This is a genomic window from Streptomyces diacarni (assembly GCF_003323715.1).
Classification (GTDB): Bacteria; Actinomycetota; Actinomycetes; order Streptomycetales; family Streptomycetaceae; genus Streptomyces; species Streptomyces diacarni.
On sequence record NZ_QOIN01000043.1, the window covers coordinates 305659 to 325908 of the forward strand.

Annotated in this window: 18 protein-coding genes and 2 pseudogenes; 6 read left to right on the forward strand and 14 right to left on the reverse strand. The window is 73.1% G+C overall.

All coding sequences use genetic code 11. The features are described from left to right. Positions 1 to 152 precede the first annotated feature (152 nt). Positions 153 to 1631 (forward strand): glutamate-cysteine ligase family protein, encoded by a 1479-nt coding sequence (locus tag DTL70_RS15405; protein ID WP_114022478.1) that lies wholly within the window; start codon positions 153 to 155, stop codon positions 1629 to 1631. A gap of 99 nt (positions 1632 to 1730) precedes the next feature. Here the strand turns inward: DTL70_RS15405 and gdhA are convergent, their stop codons facing one another. The 3 genes and pseudogenes from gdhA to DTL70_RS34965 all read right to left on the reverse strand — a co-directional run. Continuing rightward, on the reverse strand, positions 1731 to 3080 hold the full coding sequence (gene gdhA / locus DTL70_RS15410) for an NADP-specific glutamate dehydrogenase (RefSeq protein ID WP_114022479.1): 1350 nt from the start codon (positions 3078 to 3080) through the stop codon (positions 1731 to 1733). Between the two features lie 163 nt (positions 3081 to 3243). After that, positions 3244 to 4347 carry a glycoside hydrolase family 15 protein gene (locus tag DTL70_RS15415; RefSeq protein WP_342776495.1) on the reverse strand — a complete coding sequence of 368 codons (1104 nt, stop codon included), beginning with the start codon at positions 4345 to 4347 and terminating at the stop codon, positions 3244 to 3246. Positions 4348 to 4645: 298 nt separating this feature from the next. Continuing rightward, a pseudogene (locus DTL70_RS34965) lies at positions 4646 to 4873 on the reverse strand (trehalase-like domain-containing protein); the annotation flags it as partial. A 334-nt stretch (positions 4874 to 5207) separates the two neighbouring features. On the opposite strand from DTL70_RS34965, the gene DTL70_RS15420 reads away from it, so the two are divergent. From DTL70_RS15420 to DTL70_RS15430, 3 genes are all read left to right on the forward strand, one after another. Continuing rightward, positions 5208 to 5627, forward strand: a complete 420-nt coding sequence (locus tag DTL70_RS15420; protein ID WP_114022480.1) for a CBS domain-containing protein — start codon at positions 5208 to 5210, stop codon at positions 5625 to 5627. Positions 5628 to 5770: 143 nt separating this feature from the next. Continuing rightward, a complete protein-coding gene (locus tag DTL70_RS15425; protein ID WP_114022481.1) occupies positions 5771 to 5965 on the forward strand; it encodes a hypothetical protein in 195 nt (64 codons plus the stop codon). Positions 5966 to 6045: 80 nt separating this feature from the next. Beyond that, positions 6046 to 7437 (forward strand): NADP-dependent succinic semialdehyde dehydrogenase, encoded by a 1392-nt coding sequence (locus DTL70_RS15430; protein ID WP_114022482.1) that lies wholly within the window; start codon positions 6046 to 6048, stop codon positions 7435 to 7437. Between the two features lie 15 nt (positions 7438 to 7452). Here DTL70_RS15430 and DTL70_RS15435 read toward each other — a convergent pair whose 3' ends face one another. Both DTL70_RS15435 and DTL70_RS34970 read right to left on the reverse strand, forming a co-directional pair. Further along, positions 7453 to 8403, reverse strand: a complete 951-nt coding sequence (locus DTL70_RS15435; RefSeq protein ID WP_342776496.1) for a membrane-associated oxidoreductase — start codon at positions 8401 to 8403, stop codon at positions 7453 to 7455. Then, positions 8358 to 8684 carry a hypothetical protein gene (locus DTL70_RS34970; RefSeq protein WP_342776497.1) on the reverse strand — a complete coding sequence of 109 codons (327 nt, stop codon included), beginning with the start codon at positions 8682 to 8684 and terminating at the stop codon, positions 8358 to 8360. The genes DTL70_RS15435 and DTL70_RS34970 overlap by 46 nt, the downstream gene beginning before the upstream one ends. Before the next feature lie 116 nt (positions 8685 to 8800). Here DTL70_RS34970 and DTL70_RS15440 point away from each other — a divergent pair, with 116 nt between their 5' ends. Continuing rightward, complete coding sequence (locus tag DTL70_RS15440) at positions 8801 to 9403, forward strand: 2'-5' RNA ligase family protein (protein ID WP_245979388.1); 603 nt, start codon at positions 8801 to 8803, stop codon at positions 9401 to 9403. Between the two features lie 77 nt (positions 9404 to 9480). Here DTL70_RS15440 and DTL70_RS15445 read toward each other — a convergent pair whose 3' ends face one another. From DTL70_RS15445 to DTL70_RS15470, 6 genes are all read right to left on the reverse strand, one after another. Continuing rightward, the gene (locus DTL70_RS15445; RefSeq protein WP_114022483.1) at positions 9481 to 10512 is read right to left on the reverse strand and encodes a glutathione S-transferase family protein; all 1032 of its coding nucleotides are present in this window, start codon (positions 10510 to 10512) and stop codon (positions 9481 to 9483) included. Between the two features lie 54 nt (positions 10513 to 10566). After that, entirely contained in the window at positions 10567 to 11073 is a 507-nt protein-coding gene (locus DTL70_RS15450) for a phosphotransferase (RefSeq protein ID WP_114022484.1), read from the reverse strand. A 19-nt stretch (positions 11074 to 11092) separates the two neighbouring features. Beyond that, complete coding sequence (locus DTL70_RS15455; RefSeq protein ID WP_114022485.1) at positions 11093 to 11815, reverse strand: nitroreductase family protein; 723 nt, start codon at positions 11813 to 11815, stop codon at positions 11093 to 11095. An 80-nt stretch (positions 11816 to 11895) separates the two neighbouring features. Then, a complete protein-coding gene (locus DTL70_RS15460; RefSeq protein WP_114022486.1) occupies positions 11896 to 12699 on the reverse strand; it encodes an alpha/beta fold hydrolase in 804 nt (267 codons plus the stop codon). Positions 12700 to 12811: 112 nt separating this feature from the next. Then, the gene (locus DTL70_RS15465; protein ID WP_114022487.1) at positions 12812 to 14464 is read right to left on the reverse strand and encodes a PTS ascorbate transporter subunit IIC; all 1653 of its coding nucleotides are present in this window, start codon (positions 14462 to 14464) and stop codon (positions 12812 to 12814) included. Between the two features lie 81 nt (positions 14465 to 14545). Beyond that, positions 14546 to 15334 carry a PTS sugar transporter subunit IIAB gene (locus DTL70_RS15470; RefSeq protein ID WP_114022488.1) on the reverse strand — a complete coding sequence of 263 codons (789 nt, stop codon included), beginning with the start codon at positions 15332 to 15334 and terminating at the stop codon, positions 14546 to 14548. A 373-nt stretch (positions 15335 to 15707) separates the two neighbouring features. Here DTL70_RS15470 and DTL70_RS15475 point away from each other — a divergent pair, with 373 nt between their 5' ends. Next, entirely contained in the window at positions 15708 to 16868 is a 1161-nt protein-coding gene (locus tag DTL70_RS15475) for a baeRF2 domain-containing protein (protein ID WP_114022489.1), read from the forward strand. A gap of 386 nt (positions 16869 to 17254) precedes the next feature. On the opposite strand, the pseudogene DTL70_RS15480 reads toward DTL70_RS15475, so the two are convergent. The 3 genes and pseudogenes from DTL70_RS15480 to DTL70_RS15490 form a co-directional block, all read right to left on the reverse strand. Then, positions 17255 to 18157 (reverse strand): annotated as a pseudogene (locus DTL70_RS15480) (MFS transporter); the annotation flags it as partial. 570 nt (positions 18158 to 18727) lie between these two features. Then, the gene (locus DTL70_RS15485; protein WP_114022490.1) at positions 18728 to 19258 is read right to left on the reverse strand and encodes a lytic polysaccharide monooxygenase auxiliary activity family 9 protein; all 531 of its coding nucleotides are present in this window, start codon (positions 19256 to 19258) and stop codon (positions 18728 to 18730) included. Positions 19259 to 19387: 129 nt separating this feature from the next. After that, positions 19388 to 20224: a polysaccharide deacetylase family protein gene (locus tag DTL70_RS15490; RefSeq protein WP_114022491.1), complete on the reverse strand. Its 837-nt coding sequence runs from the start codon at positions 20222 to 20224 to the stop codon at positions 19388 to 19390. Positions 20225 to 20250: the final 26 nt, after the last annotated feature.

Below are 20250 nucleotides of genomic sequence, written 5' to 3' on the forward strand. Positions count from 1 at the left end.
GGGGCGCCGGGCCGCGGTGAGCGGGCGGTCCTCACTCGAAGGGCTCACCCGGGTGGCGGCGTGTGCCGCGTGACGGCGACGGCGGGCGCGAGGATGGTGGGGTTCTCCGGCGTCCGCCGCGACGTCCGCCGCCCGCCCCGTCGAGGTATGCCATGGCTCCCTCTTCCACTCCCCCGCCGCTCACCCGGGCCGCACTCCGCAGCGTTTTCGCTGGTGCCGCAGGCGCGGTCGCCTCGCACGCGGATGCCTCCGACCCGGGTGACTCCCACCCGGGCGTCTCCGACACGGGTGCATCGGGCGCCGGTGCCTCCGGCGCGGGGGCGGGTGCGAGCGGACCGCGTGAGCTGGTGGGCGTCGAGGTGGAGACGGCCGCGGTGGACCCGGCCACCGGCGCCGCCGTCCCCTACGAGGGCCCGCGCGGGCTCCGCGCCCTGCTGGAGCTGCTGGCCGCCGAGTGGCCCGGAGCCGCGCCCGTGTCCGACCGCGCGGTGCTGACCGGGGTCCGGCTGGCCGGGGGCGGCACGGTCACACTGGAGCACGGCGGCGCGGTCGAGTACTCCTCGCCGCCCCGCTCCTGCGTGGCGGAGCTGGCCCGGGTGACGGACGCGGCACTGCGCGAGGTGGCCGCCGCGGCCCGGCGGCTCGGCTTCGCGCTGGTGCCGGGAGGGCAGTACCCGTTCACGGCGCCGGACCAGGTCGCCTGGACGCCCCACTCGCGCACGCCCGTGATGCGGCGCCACTTCGAGAGCCTCGGCCCCGCGGGGTCAGGCGGGCCGTGGGTGATGTCGCTGGCGCTGTCCACGCAGGTCTCCCTCGACTTCACCTCGCAAGACGACCTGGCCGACAAACTGCGTACGCTGGCCGCCGTCTCCACGCCGGCCGCCGCGCTGTTCCTCAACGCGCCTTTGGAGGACGGGCGGCCGTGCGGGCTGCTGTCCCGGCGCATGGACAGCCTCCGCCGCACGGATCCGGCCCGTACCGGCGTCATCCCGGCGATGCTGCGGCAGGACGTGGACGTCGAGAAGGTCATCGACTGGGCGCTGACGCTCCCCATGATCCACCGGGCGGCGCCGGACGGCGGCCGGTGCGCCGCGCCCGCCGCCGACTTCAGCACCCTGCTGACGACCGGCTTCCCCGACGGTGGACTGCCGGGGCTCGCCGACTGGCGCTCCCACCTCTCCCAGGTCTTCTCCGACGTGCGGGTACGCGAGACGCTGGAGCTGCGCGCCGTGGACGGCCCGCCCTACCGGGCGCTGTTCGCCGCGCCCGCCTTCTTCACCGGGCTCGGCTACCACCCGCCCGCACGGGCCGCCGCCCTCCGGATGCTGAGCGGCATCAGCCCCCGGGAGCACCGAACCGCCCTGGAGGAGATCGCCCGCCGGGGCCTGGGCGCGCGGCTCGCGGGGCGCCCGGTGCGCGAGGTCGCCGCCGAGCTTCTGCGGTTGAGCCGGGAGGGCCTGCGGGCCCGGGTCGCCACCGGTGCGGAGCGCCCCGAGGCCCTGGCGTTCCTGGACCCGCTCGACGACGTGCTGGACGAGGGCGTCACCTTCGCCGAAAGGATGCTGGCCGAGCGCGCCCGCGACCCGGCCGGCTTCCCGGCACACCACATCGCCCGCCACCGCGTCCCCTGAGGCGGGACGCCCCGGAGGGGATCCGCCGGGCCCCAGGCGGCAGCGCACCGCATGGGTCGGGCCGTGAGCGCGGCCGTGTGCCTCGTGGGCTCGGGCCGCTCAGACCACGCCCTGGTCGCGCATCGCGTCGGCGACGCGGAGGAACCCGGCGGCGTTGGCGCCCAGTACGTAGTCGTCGGGCGTACCGAACTCCTCGGCGGCGGCGACGCACTGGGTGTGGATGTCGCGCATCACGGCGGCCAGTCGCTCCTCGGCCTGCTCGAAGGGCCAGGAGTCACGGGCGGCGTTCTGCTGCATCTCCAGGGCCGAGGTCGCCACCCCGCCCGCGTTGGCGGCCTTGCCGGGCCCGTAGAGGACGCCCGCCTCGCGCAGTACCTCGACGGCGTAGGGGGTGCAGGGCATGTTGGCGCCCTCGGCGACGGCCTTGACGCCGTTCTTGACCAGGACCACCGCGTGCTGCTCGGTCAGCTCGTTCTGCGTCGCGCACGGCAGGGCGATGTCGCAGGCCACGTCGTAGACCGAACCCTGGGTGCTGAAGCGGGCGCCTGTGCGGGCCTCGGCGTAGGTGTCGAGGCGGCCGCGGCGCTCCAGCTTGATCTCCTTGATCAGGTCCAGGTCGAGTCCGGCGTCGTCCACCAGGTAGCCGGAGGAGTCGGAGCAGGCGATGACCTGCGCTCCGAGCTCCTGGGCCTTCTCTATGGCGAACAGCGACACGTTGCCGGAGCCGGAGAGGACGACGCGGCGGCCCGCCATGTCCTCGCCGCGGCTGGCGAGCATCTCGCGGACGAAGTGCACGGTGCCGTAGCCGGTCGCCTCCGTGCGGGCGTGCGAGCCGCCCCAGCCGGTGCCCTTGCCGGTGAGGACGCCCGCCTCGAAGCGGTTGGTCAGCCGCTTGTACTGGCCGAACAGGTAGCCGATCTCCCGGCCGCCGACGTTGATGTCGCCCGCGGGCACGTCGGTGTGGTCACCCAGGTGGCGGTACAGCTCCGTCATGAACGACTGGCAGAAGCGCATGACCTCCGCGTCGCTGCGGCCCTTCGGGTCGAAGTCCGCGCCGCCCTTGCCCGCCCCGATCCCGAGGCCGGTGAGGGCGTTCTTGAAGATCTGCTCGAAAGCGAGGAACTTCACGGTTCCCAGTCCCAGGTCCGGCACGAACCGCAGTCCGCCCTTGTAGGGCCCCAGCGCGCTGCTGAACTGCACCCGGAAGCCGCGGTTGACGTGGACCTCTCCCGCGTCGTCGGTCCACGGCACCCGGAAGAGGACCTGCCGCTCGGGCTCGACCAGCCGCTCCACCAGCTTCGCCTCGGCGTACTCGGGCCGCTTGCGCAGCACCGGCTCAAGGCTGTGCAGCACTTCGTGCACGGCCTGGTGGAACTCGGACTCACCGGGGTTCCGGCGCAGAACGTCTGCGTACACCGCTTCGATACGGCTGCTGGCATCCACGGGCATCTCTCCTCGTCACTCGCCACGCCCGACCCGGTCCCGAAAGGCCGTGCGGCTCACGAGGGTACGTGCCGGTACCACGCGCTCCGCTCTCGGGTGGCGAAAACCACTTTCCACGGCGGGGTCGCGTTCCCGTTTCCCTCGGCGGGGTCGCGCTCCCGCGGCGCGGTCACTCCTCGGCCAGCCGCACCGCGTTCTCCAGTAGCAGAGCGTGTACGAACCCCTGCGGTAGGTTGCCGCGCAGCTGGCGCTGCTCGACGTCGAACTCCTCCGCGTACAGGGTCGGCGGCCCGTACGCGCCCCTGTTGCGTTCGAACCAGCGGTAGGCGGCGGGACGGTCACCGAGGTGGTCGACGGCCAGGGACATCATGAAGCCGCACAGCAGGAAGGCGCCCTCAGCAGCGGCGAGCGGGCGGTGGTCGTGCCGGAAGCGGTAGACGTAGCCGTCCTCGGCGAGCTCCGCCTGCACGGCGGCCACGGTGCGGGCCGTCGTCGGGTCCTCCTCGGGCAGGCAGCCACGGGCCAGCGGCAGCAGGACACCGGCGTCCATGTTCGGGTCGTCTGCGGCGCGGGCCCACACCCCGTCGCTGCGCAGACAGCGGGCTCGGGTCCCCTCCAGCACCGTCTCGGCGAGCCGCTGGTGGCGCCGCGCCTCCCGCTCGGGCAGCTGCGCCGAAAGAGCCCGCAGACCGGCCACCACGCTGAGCCGGGAGTGCGTCCACCAGCGCTTCTCCAGCTCCCACAGCCCCGCCTCGGGGGTCTGCCAGTTGCGTTCGACGGCCGTGACGGCGACGTCGACCGCGCGGCGCACGTCCGGGTTGTCCAGATGGCCGTGGCGCGCGGCGGCGGCGTACAGCTGGAGGACCTCGCCGAAGGTGTCGAGCTGGAACTGGCTGCCCGCCTTGTTGCCGACCCGGTCGCTGCCGCCCGGATAGCCGCTCAGCCCCAGACTGCGCTCGTCGGGGACGCGCTCGCCCGTGACGGTGTAGGCGGGCCGCAGCGAGTCGCCGTCCGCCAGGACACGCGCGGTGACGAAGTCGACCGCGCTGTCCAGCAGCGGGTGCGGTCCGTGCGTGGCCACCGCGATCCCCGCGTAGCTCTGGTCGCGCAGCCAGGCGTACCGGTAGTCGTAGTTGCGGCCCTCGCCCGCGTGCTCCGGCAGTGATGTGGTGGCGGCCGCCACCATGCCGCCGGCCCCGCTGGTCAGGCCCGTCAGCACCGCGTACGCCTGCCGTGCGTCCCGCGGGGCCAGCAGGTCCGAGCAGTCGGGCACGGACTGCCGCCAGCGGCGCTCGGTCTCCTTCCACAGCCCGTGGGGCTCCAGGCCGCCGACGCCGGAGGCCCGCTCGGTGGCGATCTCCAGGACGAGATCGCGCCGCTCGCCCTCCCGCAGGACGAACCCGCCGTACAGCGCCCCGTCCGCCCCCGGCCTGGCCTCCGGGGCGCAGGACCACGAGCCGCTCAGGCGTCGCGGGCAGCGCCAGGGCGTCTCTGGTGAGGAGCACGGCGTCCGCGGTCACCCAGCGGCTGACGCGGATGAGGGTGCCGCTCTCGTAGAAGCCGCCCGACACCTGCCAGTCGTCGTCGGGAAGCAGGGCGTACTGCCCCGCTCCGCCGATGAGCCGGGAGAAGACCGCGTCGCTGTCCCAGCACGGCGCGCACATCCATACGAGCTCGCCACGCGGGCTGACGAGAGCGCCGCGCTCGCCGTCACCGAGGAACGCGTAGTCGCGCAGCGGCCACGGCTGCGTGCCGTCCCCGCTGCCGCCACGTCGCTGAGAAGGAGCCTCCTGCGTCATGGTCGTGACCCTAGGGCCTTTCGTTTGGATCTGGCTGGATCAGGGAGCGGGTTCCGGTGCGTGCTCTCGCAAGGCGGAGGAGGGAGTCCCTGCGGAGCAGCGGCGACTGACGACAACGCCGCGAGAGTGCGTGCCGGGGCCCGCGAGCCCAGCAAGATCCAAACGAGAGGTCCTGGTACCCGGCGCCTGGCTCGCGCGGAACACGCCTGACCCGCGGCACGACGTCGGCAGGGGCGCTCTCCTCGCCGGACGGCGTGAGCGGGGCGACGCCCGGGTACCCGCCGGTTCCGCGGCGGCGCTCCGGAGCCGCCGCCCGCGAGCAAGGAGGCGGACCATGGTCCAGCAGGTGCACGACGTCATGACCGCGGCGCCGGTCGCCGTGGGCACGCTCACCGGCGTCGGCGAGGTCGCGCAGCGTATGCGGGACGAGGACATCGGCGCGGTACTGGTGACCGAGCGCGACGAGCTGCGCGGGCTGGTCACCGACCGTGATCTGGCGATCCGCGTGCTGGCCGAGGGGCTCGATCCCGACCGGACGACGGTCCGGGAGGCGTGCAGCCCGCAGCTGGTCAGCGTCGGGCCGGACGACGAGGTCGGCAGGGCGGTCGGGCTGATGCGCGAGCACGCGCTGCGGCGGCTGCCGGTCGTCGAGAACGGCGAGGCCGTGGGCGTGGTGGCGCTGGGTGACCTGGCGGTCGAACACGACACGGACTCGACACTGAGCGAGATCAGCACCTCCTCGTCCAACACCTGAGGAGCGGCAGCACCCGCGGACGGAGTGGCAGCCCCCGCGGACGCCCGCTCCGCTTGGTGTGCTGCGGCAGATGGGTGTTCCCTGGACAGGAGAAACGAGAACAAAAGGCACGAACAGTACCTATTCGAGGTGAGGAGCTGGAGATGTCCAAGCGCCAACCCGACCAGGCGGGCAACGAGCCGGACCAGATCCGCGGGCCCGAGGAGCGCCGCATCCACGGCGGCATGCCGGACAAGCCCGACGACGACGAACTGGCCCGGCGCACCGAGGAGGAGCGCGTCGAGGCCGGGGTGGACGACTACGACCCCGACGACGTGCCGCCCGCCACCGAGGGCTGACACCGGGAACACCCGCTGACCACACCGGAAGCAACCAGGGCCGGCCTGGCGCCGGTCCGGACCGCTGAGAGGCCGCACCCATGCCGATCGCCACGGTGAACCCCGCTGACGGCGAAACCCTCAAGACGTTCGACCCGCTGTCCGACGAGGAGATCGAACGGCGCCTCGCGGAGGCCGACGCGGCCTTCCGCACCTACCGCACCACCACGTTCGAGGAGCGTGCCCGGCTGCTGAACGCGGCGGCGGACCTGCTGGAGCGGGAGGCGAGCGGTGTCGCACGCGTCATCACCACCGAGATGGGCAAGCCACTGGCCGCCGCCGAGGCGGAGGCCGCCAAGTGCGTGAAGGCGATGCGCTGGTACGCCGCGCACGCCGAGGCGCTGCTGGCCGACGAGTACCCGGCAGCGGACGACGTCCAGGACGCGGGCGCCGTACGGGCCAAGGTCTGCTACCGGCCGCTGGGCCCCGTGCTCGCCGTCATGCCGTGGAACTTCCCGCTGTGGCAGGTCATCAGGTTCGCCGCGCCCGCGCTCATGGCGGGCAACGTCGGGCTGCTCAAGCACGCCTCGAACGTGCCGCAGACCGCGCTCTACCTGGGCGACCTCTTCCACCGGGCCGGCTTCGCGCCCGGCTGCTTCCAGACGCTGCTGGTGCCCTCCGGCGCGATCGAGTCGGTGCTGCGGGACCGCAGGGTGGCCGCCGCGACCCTGACCGGGAGCGAGGGAGCGGGCCGCTCGGTGGCCTCGATCGCCGGGGACGAGATCAAGAAGACCGTCCTGGAACTCGGCGGCAGCGACCCCTACGTGGTGATGCCCTCGGCAGACCTCGACGCCGCGGCCCGCACGGCGGTGACCGCGCGCGTGCAAAACGCCGGCCAGTCGTGCATCGCGGCCAAGCGCTTCATCGTCCACACGGACGTCTACGACGCGTTCGCCGAACGGTTCACCGCGGGCATGCGCGACCTCACCGTCGGCGACCCCATGGAAACCGGCACGGACGTCGGCCCGCTCTCCAGCGCGCAGGGCCGCGACGACCTGGAAGAGCTGGTCACCGACGCGCTCGCCCAGGGCGCGCAGGCCCTGTGCGGGGGCCGTCGCCCGGAGGGTCTGGAGCGCGGCTTCTACTATGAGCCGACCGTGCTGACCGGCATCACCGACCGGATGCGCGTCCACCGCGAGGAGACGTTCGGCCCTGTCGCCACGCTCTACCGCGTGCGCGACGTCGACGAGGCGATCGGGGTCGCCAACGACACCTCGTTCGGCCTCAGTTCGAACGTCTGGACGCGGGACGAGGCCGAGACCGAACGCTTCGTGCGGGACGTCGAGGCGGGCGGCATCTACTTCAACGGCATGACCGCCTCCCACCCCGCGCTCCCCTTCGGCGGCGTCAAGCGCTCCGGATACGGGCGCGAACTCGCGGGCCACGGCATCCGCGAGTTCTGCAACGCCACCACGGTCTGGCGCGCCTCCTGAGCGCACCGTCCACGCTCAGTTCCTGCTCACCGTGCGGTTCACGCCCGCCACGAAGGTGGTGGCCAGCACCCAGCCCGCGACGATCAGCAGATACGCCAGCCACTGGTAGCCGCCCTGCGGGGCGTACGCCTTCTCCTGCCCGAAGTCGACGATCGGCAGCAGCAGATCGAGGGCGTAGGCCAGGGCGTTGAACCCGGGGGCCTCGTCCGCCTTGAGGGGGCGCGGCGGGTGCAGCCCGTAGGCGAGCGTCCCCACCAGCAGCAGCCCGGCCAGCCATCCGGCGGCCCGCATGGGCCGGAAGCCGTAGCCGACCGTCGCGTCCTGCAGGTGGCCCCACAGCCGCGCGTACAGCGGCAGGGTCGTGCGGTGTCTGCGCTGCTTGGCCAGCTGCACCGAGCGCGCCGCCGCGTCGTCGCCGATGTGCCGGTAGGCCGCGGTCAGCTGCTCGTACGCGAAGGGCACGAACCCGTCCCCGTCCCGGGTGAGCGTCTCCAGGCGCCGCGCGGCGGGGAGGGTGGGGGCCAGGGTGGTGTAGGTGAGGCCGTCCAGACGGACGGAGGCCGGCCAGACCTCGGGGCTGACGTGCAGCAGGTCGCATCTGGTTCGGCGCAGGTTGACGGTGCCCTCGATGCGCCGGGCCTCGCGCAGCCACAGCTCCCCCGCCGTGCAGCTGCTGGCCCGCAGCGCGACACCGCCGGGGTTGGAGAGGCGGGCATAGGCGAGGTTGAGCTGTCCGGGGACGGTGGAGCCGCGCAGGTTGACCCGCCCCTCGGCGTGGAGGCGCATGGCGTGCAGGTCGGTGCCGACCGTGACGGTCTCCGCCTGGAGCGCGGTGCCCGCCGGATGCAGGAAGCGCGCGTCGTCGAAGCCGATGTGGCCGGTGACGGTCAGGCCGTCGAGACGTGCCTGCCCGTAGCAGGTCAGGTGGGCGGCGCGCAGATCCTCGCCAGGGACAGCCCCCGGCACTCGGCGCCGTAGAAGATGACGGGCTCCTCGAAGGAGCAGTCCGTGAGCGAGACGGGGCACGAGACCACGGCCGAGTGCAGGTCGAGTGCTCCGGTGACCCGCGCACCCCGCAGCCGCAACGCGGGTATCTCGCCGTCCTCCGACGGTGCCCGCAGCAGCAGTGAGCGCAGCACCCGGGCACGTACGGTCCGGTCGTCGGCGCCGGTCAGATCAACCGTTGCCCCGCGGGGGAACGCCTCTTCGATCCGCCGCTCAGCGTCCGTCAGCTCTTCGATCTCCACGCCCGCGACTCTTCCGGCGGGCCACGGGCGCGTCAACCGCGGTGCCGCGCGGGGGCGTTCCGGGCGCCGGACACCCGCCGCCCGGCCGGTGCGTGGCGCCCGCTAGCGTGCCGTCCGTGGACGGTACTGAGGTCGGGCGGAACGCCCCGGCGACGCGATCGGCGGCCGGGCCCGCGGACGGCGGCGCGGAGGAGGGCTGGCCGGTCGCCTCGGGTACGACGGCGCTGAGCGTGGCCGTACCCGAGGTGGACGCGGTGGTGCGCGGCTGGCGGGCACGCTACGACACGGCGGCACGGCACGGGGGCGTCGCCCACGTGACCGTGCTCTTCCCCTTCCTGCACCGCGACCTGATCACAGCCGCGGAACGTGCGGCACTGCGCGGCCTGTTCGCGGCGCGGCCCGCTTTCACGCTCACCTTCGCGGACTGCGCCCGCTTCCCCGGCGTCCTGTACCTGGTGCCCGAACCCGCCGCTCCCCTGCGCGCCCTGACCGCCGAGGTGGCCCGGCGCTGGCCCTCCCACCCTCCGTACGGCGGACTCTTCGGCGAGCTCGCACCGCATCTGACGGTGGCCAACAGCGGCGGCGAGGACGTGCACAGGCGCGCCGAAGCCCACCTGCGCGCGCGTCTCCCGGTGACGGCACAGGTGGACTCCGTCGACCTGGTCGTCCACGAAGAGGGCCGCTGGCTGCCCTGGCTCGACTTCCCGCTGGGGCGGTGACGGCGCCCGGGCCGGCCAGAGCGGTGGCCGGCCCGCGGCAGCGCGTGGCCGGCCGGGGCCAGCGCGCGACCGGCCGCTCAGGGCCGGTGGCCGGCCGGGATCTCCTCTCCGGCGGGCACGGGGCCGGGCGGGGTGCCGTCGCCGAAGGGGCGCCCGCCGAGCTGTTCGCGGTGGTGGGGGGTCAGCCAGCCCGACAGGTCGGGGCCCACGGGCACGATGGAGGTCGGGTTGATGCCCGTGTGGACGACGTAGTAGTGCCGCTTGATGTGGTCGAAGTCGACCGTGTCACCGAAGCCGGGTGTCTGGTACAGGTCGCGCACGTAGCCCCACAGCACCGGGTCCTGCTCCAGCTTGTTGCGGTTGCACTTGAAGTGCCCGTGGTAGACGGCGTCGAACCGCACCAGCGTGGTGAACAGCCGGATGTCCGCCTCGGTGAGGGTGTCGCCCACCAGGTAGCGCTGGTCACGCAGCCGCTCGGACACCTGGTCGAGACGGCGGAAGACGTCCCTGTAGGCGGCCTCGTACTCCTCCTGCGAGGTGGCGAACCCCGCACGGTAGACCCCGTTGTTGACGTCGCGGTAGATCCCCTCGGCCACCTCGTCGATCTCGTCGCGCAGCGCCTCGGGGTACAGGTCGGGCGCGCCCGGCCTGTGCAGGTCCCGCCACTCGGTGGCCAGGTCCAGGGTGATCTGCTGGTAGTCGTTGGTGACCAGCTTGCCGCTGGGCACGTCCACGATGGCCGGAACGCTCACCCCGCCCGGATAGTCCGTCTCCCGCTTGTCGTACGCCTCGTGAAGGAAGCGGATGCCCAGCACCGGGTCGCGGTCGTCGGCGTCGAGCGTGAAGCGCCAGCTGCGGTCGTCCTGGACGGGGTCGGTGACGCCGAGCGAGAGCGCGTCCTCCAGGCCCAGCAGCCGCCGTGAGACCAGGACGCGGCTGGCCCACGGGCAGGCGCGGCTGACGACCAGCCGGTAGCGGCCCGGCTCCACGGGCCAGCCGTCACGGCCGTCGGCGGTGATGCGGTCGGCGAAGTGGCTCTTGGACCGCTTGAACGCCTTGCGGCCGTATTCCGTGTTCCCGGCGCCTTCGCCGGTGGCAGGGCTGCTCATACCGGTTCCTCCTCAGAATCGGGCTGCGGGTTCCCCCGCGTTGACGGCATCCCATCACCAGGGTGCTGTCCGCACCGAGTACCGACGCGGAGCACCCTCCCCCGCGCGCTGTGCGGAGGAGCGGGCCGCCGCCAGGCAGTCGCGGAGCCCGGACAGCCTGGCGCGGGGCACCGCGTGGACGAGGGCGAGCGCGGCGCCCAGACCGCGCGCGGCGGCCTCGGGGTCAGCGGGCCGGATGTCGGCACGACCCGGGACCCGCGTGGTCAGCACGGCCGGTGCGCCACACCGGCGCCCCTCGGGGTCGACGGCCAGCAGCCGCGGTGCACGGGCGTCGAGCCCGTCGAGGGCGCGCAGCACCGCCGCCTCCCGGGCGGGGGCGGGGTCCTGGGGCGGGAAGCGGCGCAGCACCACCTCGGCCCGCGGCGCCTCGGTGCGCAGCAGGTGCGTCGCCGCGTGGGTGCCGCCGGCCAGCCGCCGCACCTGGCGTACCCGGGCCCGCGGGCCCACGGCGCCGGCCGCCCACGCCAGCGCGGCGCGCGGCAGCGCCGGTGCGTCACTCACCGCGGGGCCCCGCCACCGCTCACCAGCCGTCGCGGTGGAGCACCTCGGCGACGGGGCGCCGGCGCACCGGTCCGAAGGTGCCCCGGGGCCAGCCCACGGGGATCGCGGCGAAGGTGTGCATTTCCTCGGGGATGGACAGCGCCTGCTTCCACTCCGCCTCCAGCATCAGGTGCCAGATGGTGATGTTGGCGGCGAGCCCCAGCCCGCGCGCCGCCAGCAGCAGGTTCTGCACCCCGGGGTAGACGCACGAGCCCTCCGCGAGCGCCGCGAAGCGCTCCTGGATACGGGCGAGTTCCCCACTGGCGCTCTCGCCGAGCGCCTCGGCGGAGCGGCGCAGCCCTTCCTCGTCCGGCGCCTGGGCGGGCATGCGGTAGCAGGGGATGACGAGCGCCGGGGTCTGCGCGAAGTGGTCGCGCTGGTACTCGATGGCGGCGACCATCCGCCCGTAGGCGGCCTCGTCCATGCCCTCGGGGCCGTGCTTGCCCGTGGTGGCCAGGTAGGCGTCCACGCAGCGCTTCCACAGGGGCGCCAGCCGTTCCATGACGGCGCGGTCGGTGACCAGGACGTACTCGTAGCGCTGCATGTTGCCCCCGCTGGGGCCCCACACGGCTGCCTGTATGAGCTGCTCCAGCAAGGCGTCCGGCACGGGGTCGGGCTTGAGTCGCCGCATGGCGCGCATGGTCGCCATGGTGTCGAAGAGCGGGGGCTGCGAGGGGGCGGGGTTCCCGGCGTCGATTGGCATGATCGGAAAGTGTAGGACGAAGGGGCGCCACCCGGGGCGCGCGGTTCCGCGTCCGCCGGGCGCGCCCCGCGACGCGCGCGTCAGGCGAGCAGGAAGTCCCGTACGACCGGCGCGAGTTGCTCCGGGGGTACGTGGTGGAACGCGCCGGCCAGCGCGCGATGGCCGCCGTGCGGCAGCGCTTCCGCCGTGAGGCGGGCCGCTTCCCTCAGTACGGGCGTGCTCGCGTCGCTGCTGAGCACCAGCGTGGGCAGGTCCGCCGCGGCCAGCGTGTCGGCCGGCAGGTCCGCGTCTCCCAGCAGCGTCGTGTCGTAGACGAGTGTGTGGGCGAGCTTTTGCATCTCGCCCCACGCGGGCGACTGCCGCGCGGCCTCGACGGCCTGCGGCGGCAGACCCACGATCTGAGCCATGAAGTACGCGACCGCCTCCCCGCGGCGGCCCTCGCTGACGAGCTCGGTCAGCCGTGGCGCGTGCGAGGTGGCCTGCGGTTGCCCGGCGGCTCCCGTGAACGGCGGCTCGAACAGGACCAGCCGCTCGAACGCCCGGTCCGCACGGGCCGCGGCGTTCAGCGCGACGATGCCGCCCGACGACATCCCGAACGCGTACACCGCTCCCCCGCCCTCCTGAGCGGCGAGCGCCCCGACGACCGCCGCCAGGTCCTCCGCCTCCCGCTCGGGCGCGTAGGGAGTGGTGTCCCCGCTGTCGCCTCTGCCTCTGCGGTCGTAGAGCACGCCGGACATGCCGAGGCCGGCCAGCTGCCGGGCCAGCGGCTCGCCCGCCCCACGCGCGCTCATCGCCCCGCCGACCAGCACGACCGGCGGTCCGTCCCCGAACCGTTCGTGGACGAGAGTGGTGCCGTCGGCCGAAGTGACGGTACGTGCGCTCATGTCGGTCCCTCCCTGGATGGTGTCCTTGTGCCGAGTTCTATCAGCGGGGACTGACAACGGGGCGGAAGGCGGCCGGTCGCGGGAGCACGGTTCGCCCCGGTGCGGGGCCCGTTCACTCCTCGGGTGGCGGGGGCGGGGCCGGAGCCCCGAGGGGTGGCGCGATCCTGGGATAGCGGCGCGGTCCCGCCTCGTCGGGCCCGGCGGTCGTGCCCGAGCCCTGCGCCGGAACGCCGATTCCCGCGCCGGGCTCCACCGCGCCCAGGGCGGCACCGCCGGACGCGCCGGAGGGCGCAGCACCCGGGACGGCCGCCTCGGGCGGTGCCGCGTCCCGGTGCGCGCCCGGGTCCCAGCCGGTGTCGACGACGCGCTTCTGTACCACGACGGCACCCGCCAGGACGGCGCCGCCGACGACGAGCATCAGGGCGATGCCGCCCGCACCGCCCGCCTTGGCGGCGAAGCCGACGAGGGAGCCGAACCAGCCGAAGTCGGCGTCTCCGAACGTCGTGTTCTCGTCCCCGAAGGCTCCCAGGACCTTCATCAGGACGGCGGGCAGCAGGGTGATCAGCACCCCGTTGCAGAACGCGCCCAGTACCGCGCCCCGCCGGCCGCCGGTCGCGTTGCCGAAGACGCCGGCGGCGCCGCCGGTGAAGAAGTGCGGCACCAGCCCCGGCAGCACGAGGGCCAGCCCGAAGGCCGGCCCCAGCAGCCAGGCCAGCAGCGCCAGGGTGCACAGTCCGCCGGTGAAGCTGGCCAGGAATCCGACAAGCACCGCGTTGGGCGCGTACGGGAAGACGATCGGCGCGTCCAGCGCGGGCACGGCGCCCGGCACCACCTTCTGCGCGATGCCCTGGAAGGCGGGGACGAGTTCGCCGAGGATCGTGCGGACGCCGAAGAGGATGACCGCGACGGAGATGCCGAACTGCAGGCCTTGCATGACGGACCGCATCAGGTAGTCGCCGAGGTCTTCGGCGGGCGCGCCGCCACCGGTGGCGAACGCCTGGAAGGCGGTGTGCCGCCCCGCCTCGACGACGTACACCACCGCCATCGTCACGTAGATGAGCAGCATGGACAGCGCCGTGGCGACCATCGAGTCACGCAGGAAGCGCAGCCCCTCGGGCAGCTTCATGTCCTCGGTGCTGCGGCTGCGCCTGCCGACGAGCTGCCCGACGGCGCCCGCCGTCACATAGCCGGCCGTGCCGAAATGGCCCAGGGCGACGCTGTTGTTGCCGGTGATGCGCTTGGTCCACGGGTGGGCGAAGGCGGGCACCGACACCAGGAGGATGCCCAGCAGCACGCCGCCGACCACGACGACGGCCCACGCCTCCAGCCCGGCGGTCGCCAGCACCACGGTCAGCAGGGTCGCCATGAACAGCATGTGGTGGCCCGTCAGGAAGACGTAGCGCAGCGGGGTGAAGCGGGCCAGCAGCAGCCCGAGCCCGAAACCGGCGATCATCAGCCAGGCGACACGGGCGCCGAACCGCTCCTGCGCGATACCGACGATGGCCTCGTTGGTGGGGATCACCCCGTGCGCTCCGGTGGCGCCCTGGATCATCTCGCCCAGCGGGGCGAGCGAGCTGACGACGAGCCCGGCGCCCGCGTTGATGAGCAGGAAGCCCAGCGTCGCCTTGATCGCACCGCCGGCGGTCTGCCCCGCGGGCTTCCGCAGTGCGAGGAGTCCGGCCGCGGTGATGAGACCGATGAGGAACGCGGGGACGCTCAGCACCTCGTTGACGAGGAACGTCGCGATCGTGACCAGCCAGTCCATGGAGCCTTCCGCCTCGTGCCGTGGGTGGTGCGGTGGGGAGTGCCGAGGGCGGGCGCCGGCCGGGGCGCCCGCCCTCGGCTCTCAGACGTCGTAGAGGTCGCGGAGCGCCGCGTCGACCTGCTTGCCGCTGGTGAAGTCCGCCACGACCCGCACGGGGACGCCGATGTCCCCGAGGGCCTGGGCGATCTCCCGCGAGGTGAGGACGGCCACCGCCTCCGACGCCTTGCCCTTGGCGGAGATCGTGTCGGTGGCCTCGACGGTGAGGTGCCGCGTCCAGCCCCAGCGCTCCACGACCCGCTCCAGGGTGTTCTTGAGGAAGAGGCTGGTGCCGAGGCCGTTGCCGCACACGGTGAGGATCTTGTGCACCGTCTGGGCGTGCGGCCGGGCGGAAGGCGCCTCGCGGGCGCCGTGCTCGTCCGGCTCCTCGCCTTCGAGCACCCGGCGCAGCGCCTCGGGTCCTGGCGCCGCCCGCAGCGCGGCTTCGGTGGCCGGGTCGCCCAGCAGCCGGGCGAGGGCCGCCATGGCCGCCGTGTGGGCCCCGGAGTCCTCGGCGGCGAGCGCGACGACGAGGGTGACGGGGTCGTTGGACTCGTGCCCAAAGCGCACGGGCTCGGCCAGCCGTACCCACGCCATGCCGGTACGGCGTACCGCGGGGGAAGGCCGGGCGTGCGCGAAGGCGAGGCCGGGGGCGAGGACGATGTAGGGGCCGTGTTCCTCGACGTTGCCGATCATCTCGTCGGTGTAGGCGTCGGTGCCGCTGCCCGTAGCGACCAGCAGGTCACCGGCCGTGCGGAGGGCGGCGCGCCAGTCGGCCGCGGGCGCGTCCAGCCGGATCGCCTCGGTGGGCAGGAGTTCGCTCAGTGACGCCATCCCCGGATATTGGCATGTACCCGCCCCGACGCACAGCGGTGGGGCGGCCCGGATCGCCGGCACGGCCGGCGCGGGGTCGTGCCGGTGCCCGGGACGGGGACCATGTCGGGGTGCGAGACGGGGACCATGTCGGGGTGCGAGACGGAAATCGTGTCGGGGCCCGAGGCGAGGGGTACCCGCAGGAACCGCGGGTGGCCGTGGAGCCCACGGGGCGCCCGGGACGCGCGCGGGCGCACCGGCCGTACGGGCGATCGGACGTTCCGGTGGCCGCGAGACGGGCGCGCCAGGGCCGACGGAGGCACCGGCGCCCCGGGGCGGCCACGCGCTCGACACACATGTGCACATCGCCCCCTCGACGACGCAGGGAGGAACCATGCGCCTCGATTCCCTCGCCCCCCTCCTCGAGAGGAAGGGACCGTGGGCCACCGCCTACGTGGGCACGGCACGGGCCACCGAGACCGCCGGGGACGAGCGCCGCCTGACGGCCCGCGCGGCGGGTGACGAGCTGGCGCGGCAGGGGGCCGGGGCGGCCACCGTGGACGCCGTCACGGAGTACCTGGAGACACTGTCGCCCCGCACCCAGCCGCAGGGCAGCGTGGTGTTCGCGGCGGACGGCGAGGTCGTGCTGGACCTGCCGCTGACACGGGCGCCCGACCGCACCCAGGTGTGCTGGTCCGCACTGCCCCACCTGGCACCGCTGCCGGAGCTGACCGGTGAGAACCCGCTGTGCCTGACGGCGCGGATCGACCGTACGGGCGCCGACTTCGAGCTGGCCGACGCGCGGGGCACCCGGGAGGCCGGGCAGGCGCGCGGGGAGGACTGGCCGGTGCACCGCACCACCACGGGTGAGCCGTCGGAGAGGCACTTCCAGCTGAAGGTGGAGAACACCTGGGAGAGCAACGCGGGCGTGATCGCCGACGCCATCGCCTCCCGCTTCCAGGAGTCGGGTGCCGACGTGCTGGTACTCAGCGGTGACCCGCGGGAGCGGCGCGCCGTCCACGAGAAGCTGCCCGAGCACCTGCGGGGCATCGCGGTGGAGACCTCACACGGCGGCCGCGCGGCGGGGTCTGCGACCGAGTTGCTCGACCGGGAGACCGAACGGGCCCGCCAGGAGTTCGTCCAGCGGCACACCGACGACGCCCTCTCCCGGCTGCGCGCTGCCCACACACCGGGTTCGCCGGGCCCCGCGGGCTCCGCGGAGGCCGCGGTCGCCGAGGGTGTTCCCTCGCTCGTCGAGGCGGCGCGGGAGCACCGGGTGGGCACCTTGGTGGTGCGGCCCGGCGGCTTCGACCGGGAGCGGGAGGTGTGGGTCGGTGACAGCTGCGACCAGGTCGCGGTGCGCCGCTCCGAGTTGCAGTACCTGGGCGCCACCGAGCCGGTGCCGGCCCGCGCCGACGACGCGCTGCTGCGGAGCGCGGCGGCGACGGACGCGGAGGTGCTGGTGGCGGCGGAGGAGGACGACCTGCCGGTCGGCGGGATGGGCGCGGTGCTGCGGTGGACCCACGCGGAGGGCCCCGCGCCCGCCTCGCCGTGAAGGCCGTGAAGGACGTGAGGCCCATGAGGTCCGTGAAGCCGTGCAACCCGTGAGCTCCGGTACGGCCGTGGCCGCGGTGGCTGCGGACAGCGCCGTGGCGCGGAACGGACGGACCGTCCCGCGCCACGGGGTTCTGCACCTGCTCGGTTGCATAACGCTTCCGACTTGACGCTCTTGAAGGAGGGTGTGGAGGCCGGTACCTCCCACGAGCGGGTGCTGCGGTCGAGCCAGCCGGACAGCAGTCCGAAACAGGCACCGGTCAGCGCCAGCAGCGCGCCCAGCCAGCTGGGCGAGGTCAGGCCGAAGCCCGCGGCGATCACCATGCCGCCGAGGGAGGCCCCCAGCGAGTTGGCGATGTTGAACGCCGACTGGACGCTGGCCGAACCCAGTTCGGGTGCGTCTCTTCCGTGGTCGAGGATGCGTGCCTGCACGCTGGGGATGGCGGCCATGCCCGCGATACCGGTGAGGAACACGTTCACGGCCACCAGTACGGTGTTCTGCGCCGTCACCATGATCATCGCGAGTGACAGCGACAGCGTCAGCAGCGCGCCGCAGATGGTCCGTACCGGCCAGTCGGTGAGGCGGCCGCCCAGGAGCGTCCCCACGGTCATCCCCGCCCCGGCCAGCGCGAGCAGCGCCGTCGCCGCGGTGGGGGTGTAGCCGCTGACCTCGGTCACCAGTGGCTGGATGTAGGTGTAGAAGGACGAGGTGCCGGCGAAGCCGAACACCACCACGGCGTAGGCGAGCCAGACCTGCGGTCTCTTGAAGAGGCCGAGTTCACCGCGCACGCTGCCCCTGGCGGGCTCCCGCTGCACGGGGATCAGGGCCGCGAGGGAGATGAGGCCGAACACGCCGATCCCCGCGACGACGATGAACGTCCACCGCCAGCCGACCGTCTGGCCCAGCAGGGTGCCCAGCGGAGAGCCGACGATGTTGGCCATCGGCACGCCGACGAGCACCACCGACAGCGCGCGGCCCCGTCTTTCGGGCCGTACGAGTCCTGCGGCGACGACCGCACCGATTCCGAAGAACACGCCGTGCGGCAATCCGGCGGTCAGCCGTGCTGCCAACAGGAGTTCATGGTTCGGTGCCAGAGCTGACGCGATGTTTCCGAAAATGAACAGACACGTCATCGCGAGCAATATCGTCTTACGGCCGACCCGCATACCGGCGACGGTGAGCAGGGGTGCGCCGATGACGACACCGAGTGAGTAGAAAGAGACGTAGCCGCCCGCATCGGAGATGCTGACTCCCATGTCGGATGCGGCCTCGGGCAGTAGACCTATCATCACGAACTCGGCCGTACCGGCACCGAATGTCGCAATGGCCAAAGCCAGGAGGGCAAGGGGCAACGGGACCTCCTTGCAGGAGTGGGACGTTGGGGTTTCCCGGCTCGCCACGGCGGGCCGTTCTTGCAATGAAGCGTGCCGCAATCCGGGATTAGAGCAAACGGTTTCCCGATAAGGCTGCCCATAATAGGATTCGGCGCCCCTCGCGAACTCGCCCTGGAATCAAGGCAGTCGAGCCGGAAAACTTCCGAGAAGCCGTCCCGCGGCACAGCCGGATTCGGCGTGTCGCCATCGCGGGCCTGGACTGGCCCACGGGAAAAGAGAGTTGATCGTGACGCGTGCGACCACTGTGGTCGGGAAATCCCGTTGCTCACGCATAACTTCCGCGCGAGGGCGAGTCGCAAACCGCGAATTCCACACGGCACCTTCCTCGGGCGCCGCCAGGGCCGGCACGCGCACAACGGCCTCGGCCACCCCGGGGAGGGGGTGGCCGAGGGATGCCCGTCGCACTGAGGGTTGAGCAGCGGACGGACGTGGGGGTCCTTCCGGCGCGGGGGCCGGAAGCGGGCGTCAGCCGCCGATGTTGACGTCGACGCAGGCGTAGAAGGCGTTGGCCGTGTCGGCGATGTTCCACACGGCCAGGACCTTCTGCTTGCCGGTGAAGCCCTGGAAGTCGACCGGATGCGAGACCTGGTCGGGGGGTATGGCTCCACCGTCGTCGAACTCGGCGAGCTTCGTGTTGCCGATGAAGTACTGCCAGGTGCTGGTGGCGTGCTTGACGGGCACGTTCCACGTGAAGGTGGTCGAGCTGCCCACGTCGGTGACGTGCCAGCCCTTGCTGTCGTCGCGCAGATCGGCGAAGCGGGAGTTGCCGCCCGCACAGTCCTTGAGCCCCTTGGGGCCCTCGACGCTCTGCGGTTCCCACTTGATCTGGCCGCACTGGACGACGCCGCGGGCGCACTGGTCCTGGCGGCTCGCCGGGTTGGTGACCCAGCCGTGCGCGCCGGCCGGGGTCGCGGTGAGTCCGAGCACCAGCACGGGCGCGAGCCCGACACCTGCCAGTGCCGCTAACTTCCGTTGGATGGACGGCTTCTTGTGCATCTCAGCTCCTTCGGTGAGACGGAGAGCACATCGGGGATTGGTCTAGACTTTAGCGGCTGACCGGTCCCGGTCAAGCCTCCGGGAGCTCCGGTCTTCGGGGGTCTGCGGGAGCTCAGCCCTCCGGGGGACTCAGGCCTTCGGGAACCCGAAGCCGTAGCCCTGCCCCTTCAGCCAGGGCAGGAACTGCCGCAGCGCCTCGTAGGACTCCGAGCGGTCGCCGCCGCCGTCGTGGAAGAGGATCACCGCGCCGTCGCCGGTCTGCTCCTCGGCGTGCCGGAGTATCACGTCGGCGCCCGGGCGCTGCCAGTCGCCGGGATCGACGATCCAGCCCAGCGGACGCATGCCGTGCCCCGCCGCTATCCGCCGGCTGTCGGGCGTGAACGCACCACCCGGCGCCCGGTAGTAGTACACCGGCGCACCGCCCGACGCCTTGTCGATCATCTTCTTGGCGTCGAGTATCTGCCGCTCCTGGTAGGCGACCGGCTCGTGGTCCATCCCCGTGTCGTGATCGACCGAGTGGTCGCACAGCCGGTGCCCCTCGGCCACGATCCGCTTCACGAGCTTCGGATAGCGCTCGGCGTTCGGACCTATCAGGCAGAACGTCGCCTTGACGTGGTATTCGCGCAGGAGATCCAGCGTCTTGGGGGTCCACTCCGGGTGCGGGCCGTCGTCCAGGGTGAGCGCCACCGTACGGCCGCCCTTCTCGGTGTGATGGCTTATCCCGCGGCTCACCTTCCGCGGGGCCCGGGCACCGCTGTGCGGCGCGGCCTTCGGCTTGCCGTGCGGAGCGGCGGCCTGCTGGGGAACCCGCGCGGCCCGCAGACTCCGGTCCCACCCCGGGTGCGCGCCGGCTCCCGAGTCCTGGGTGCTCGCCTGGACGAACGCCGTCAGCAGACCCACCGCCACCGTTCCCGCCGCGGCGGCCATCGCCACGACCGACGGCCTGCTGCCCCGCTTGCTGTACAACTCCTGCTCCCAACTGCCCGTTTTTG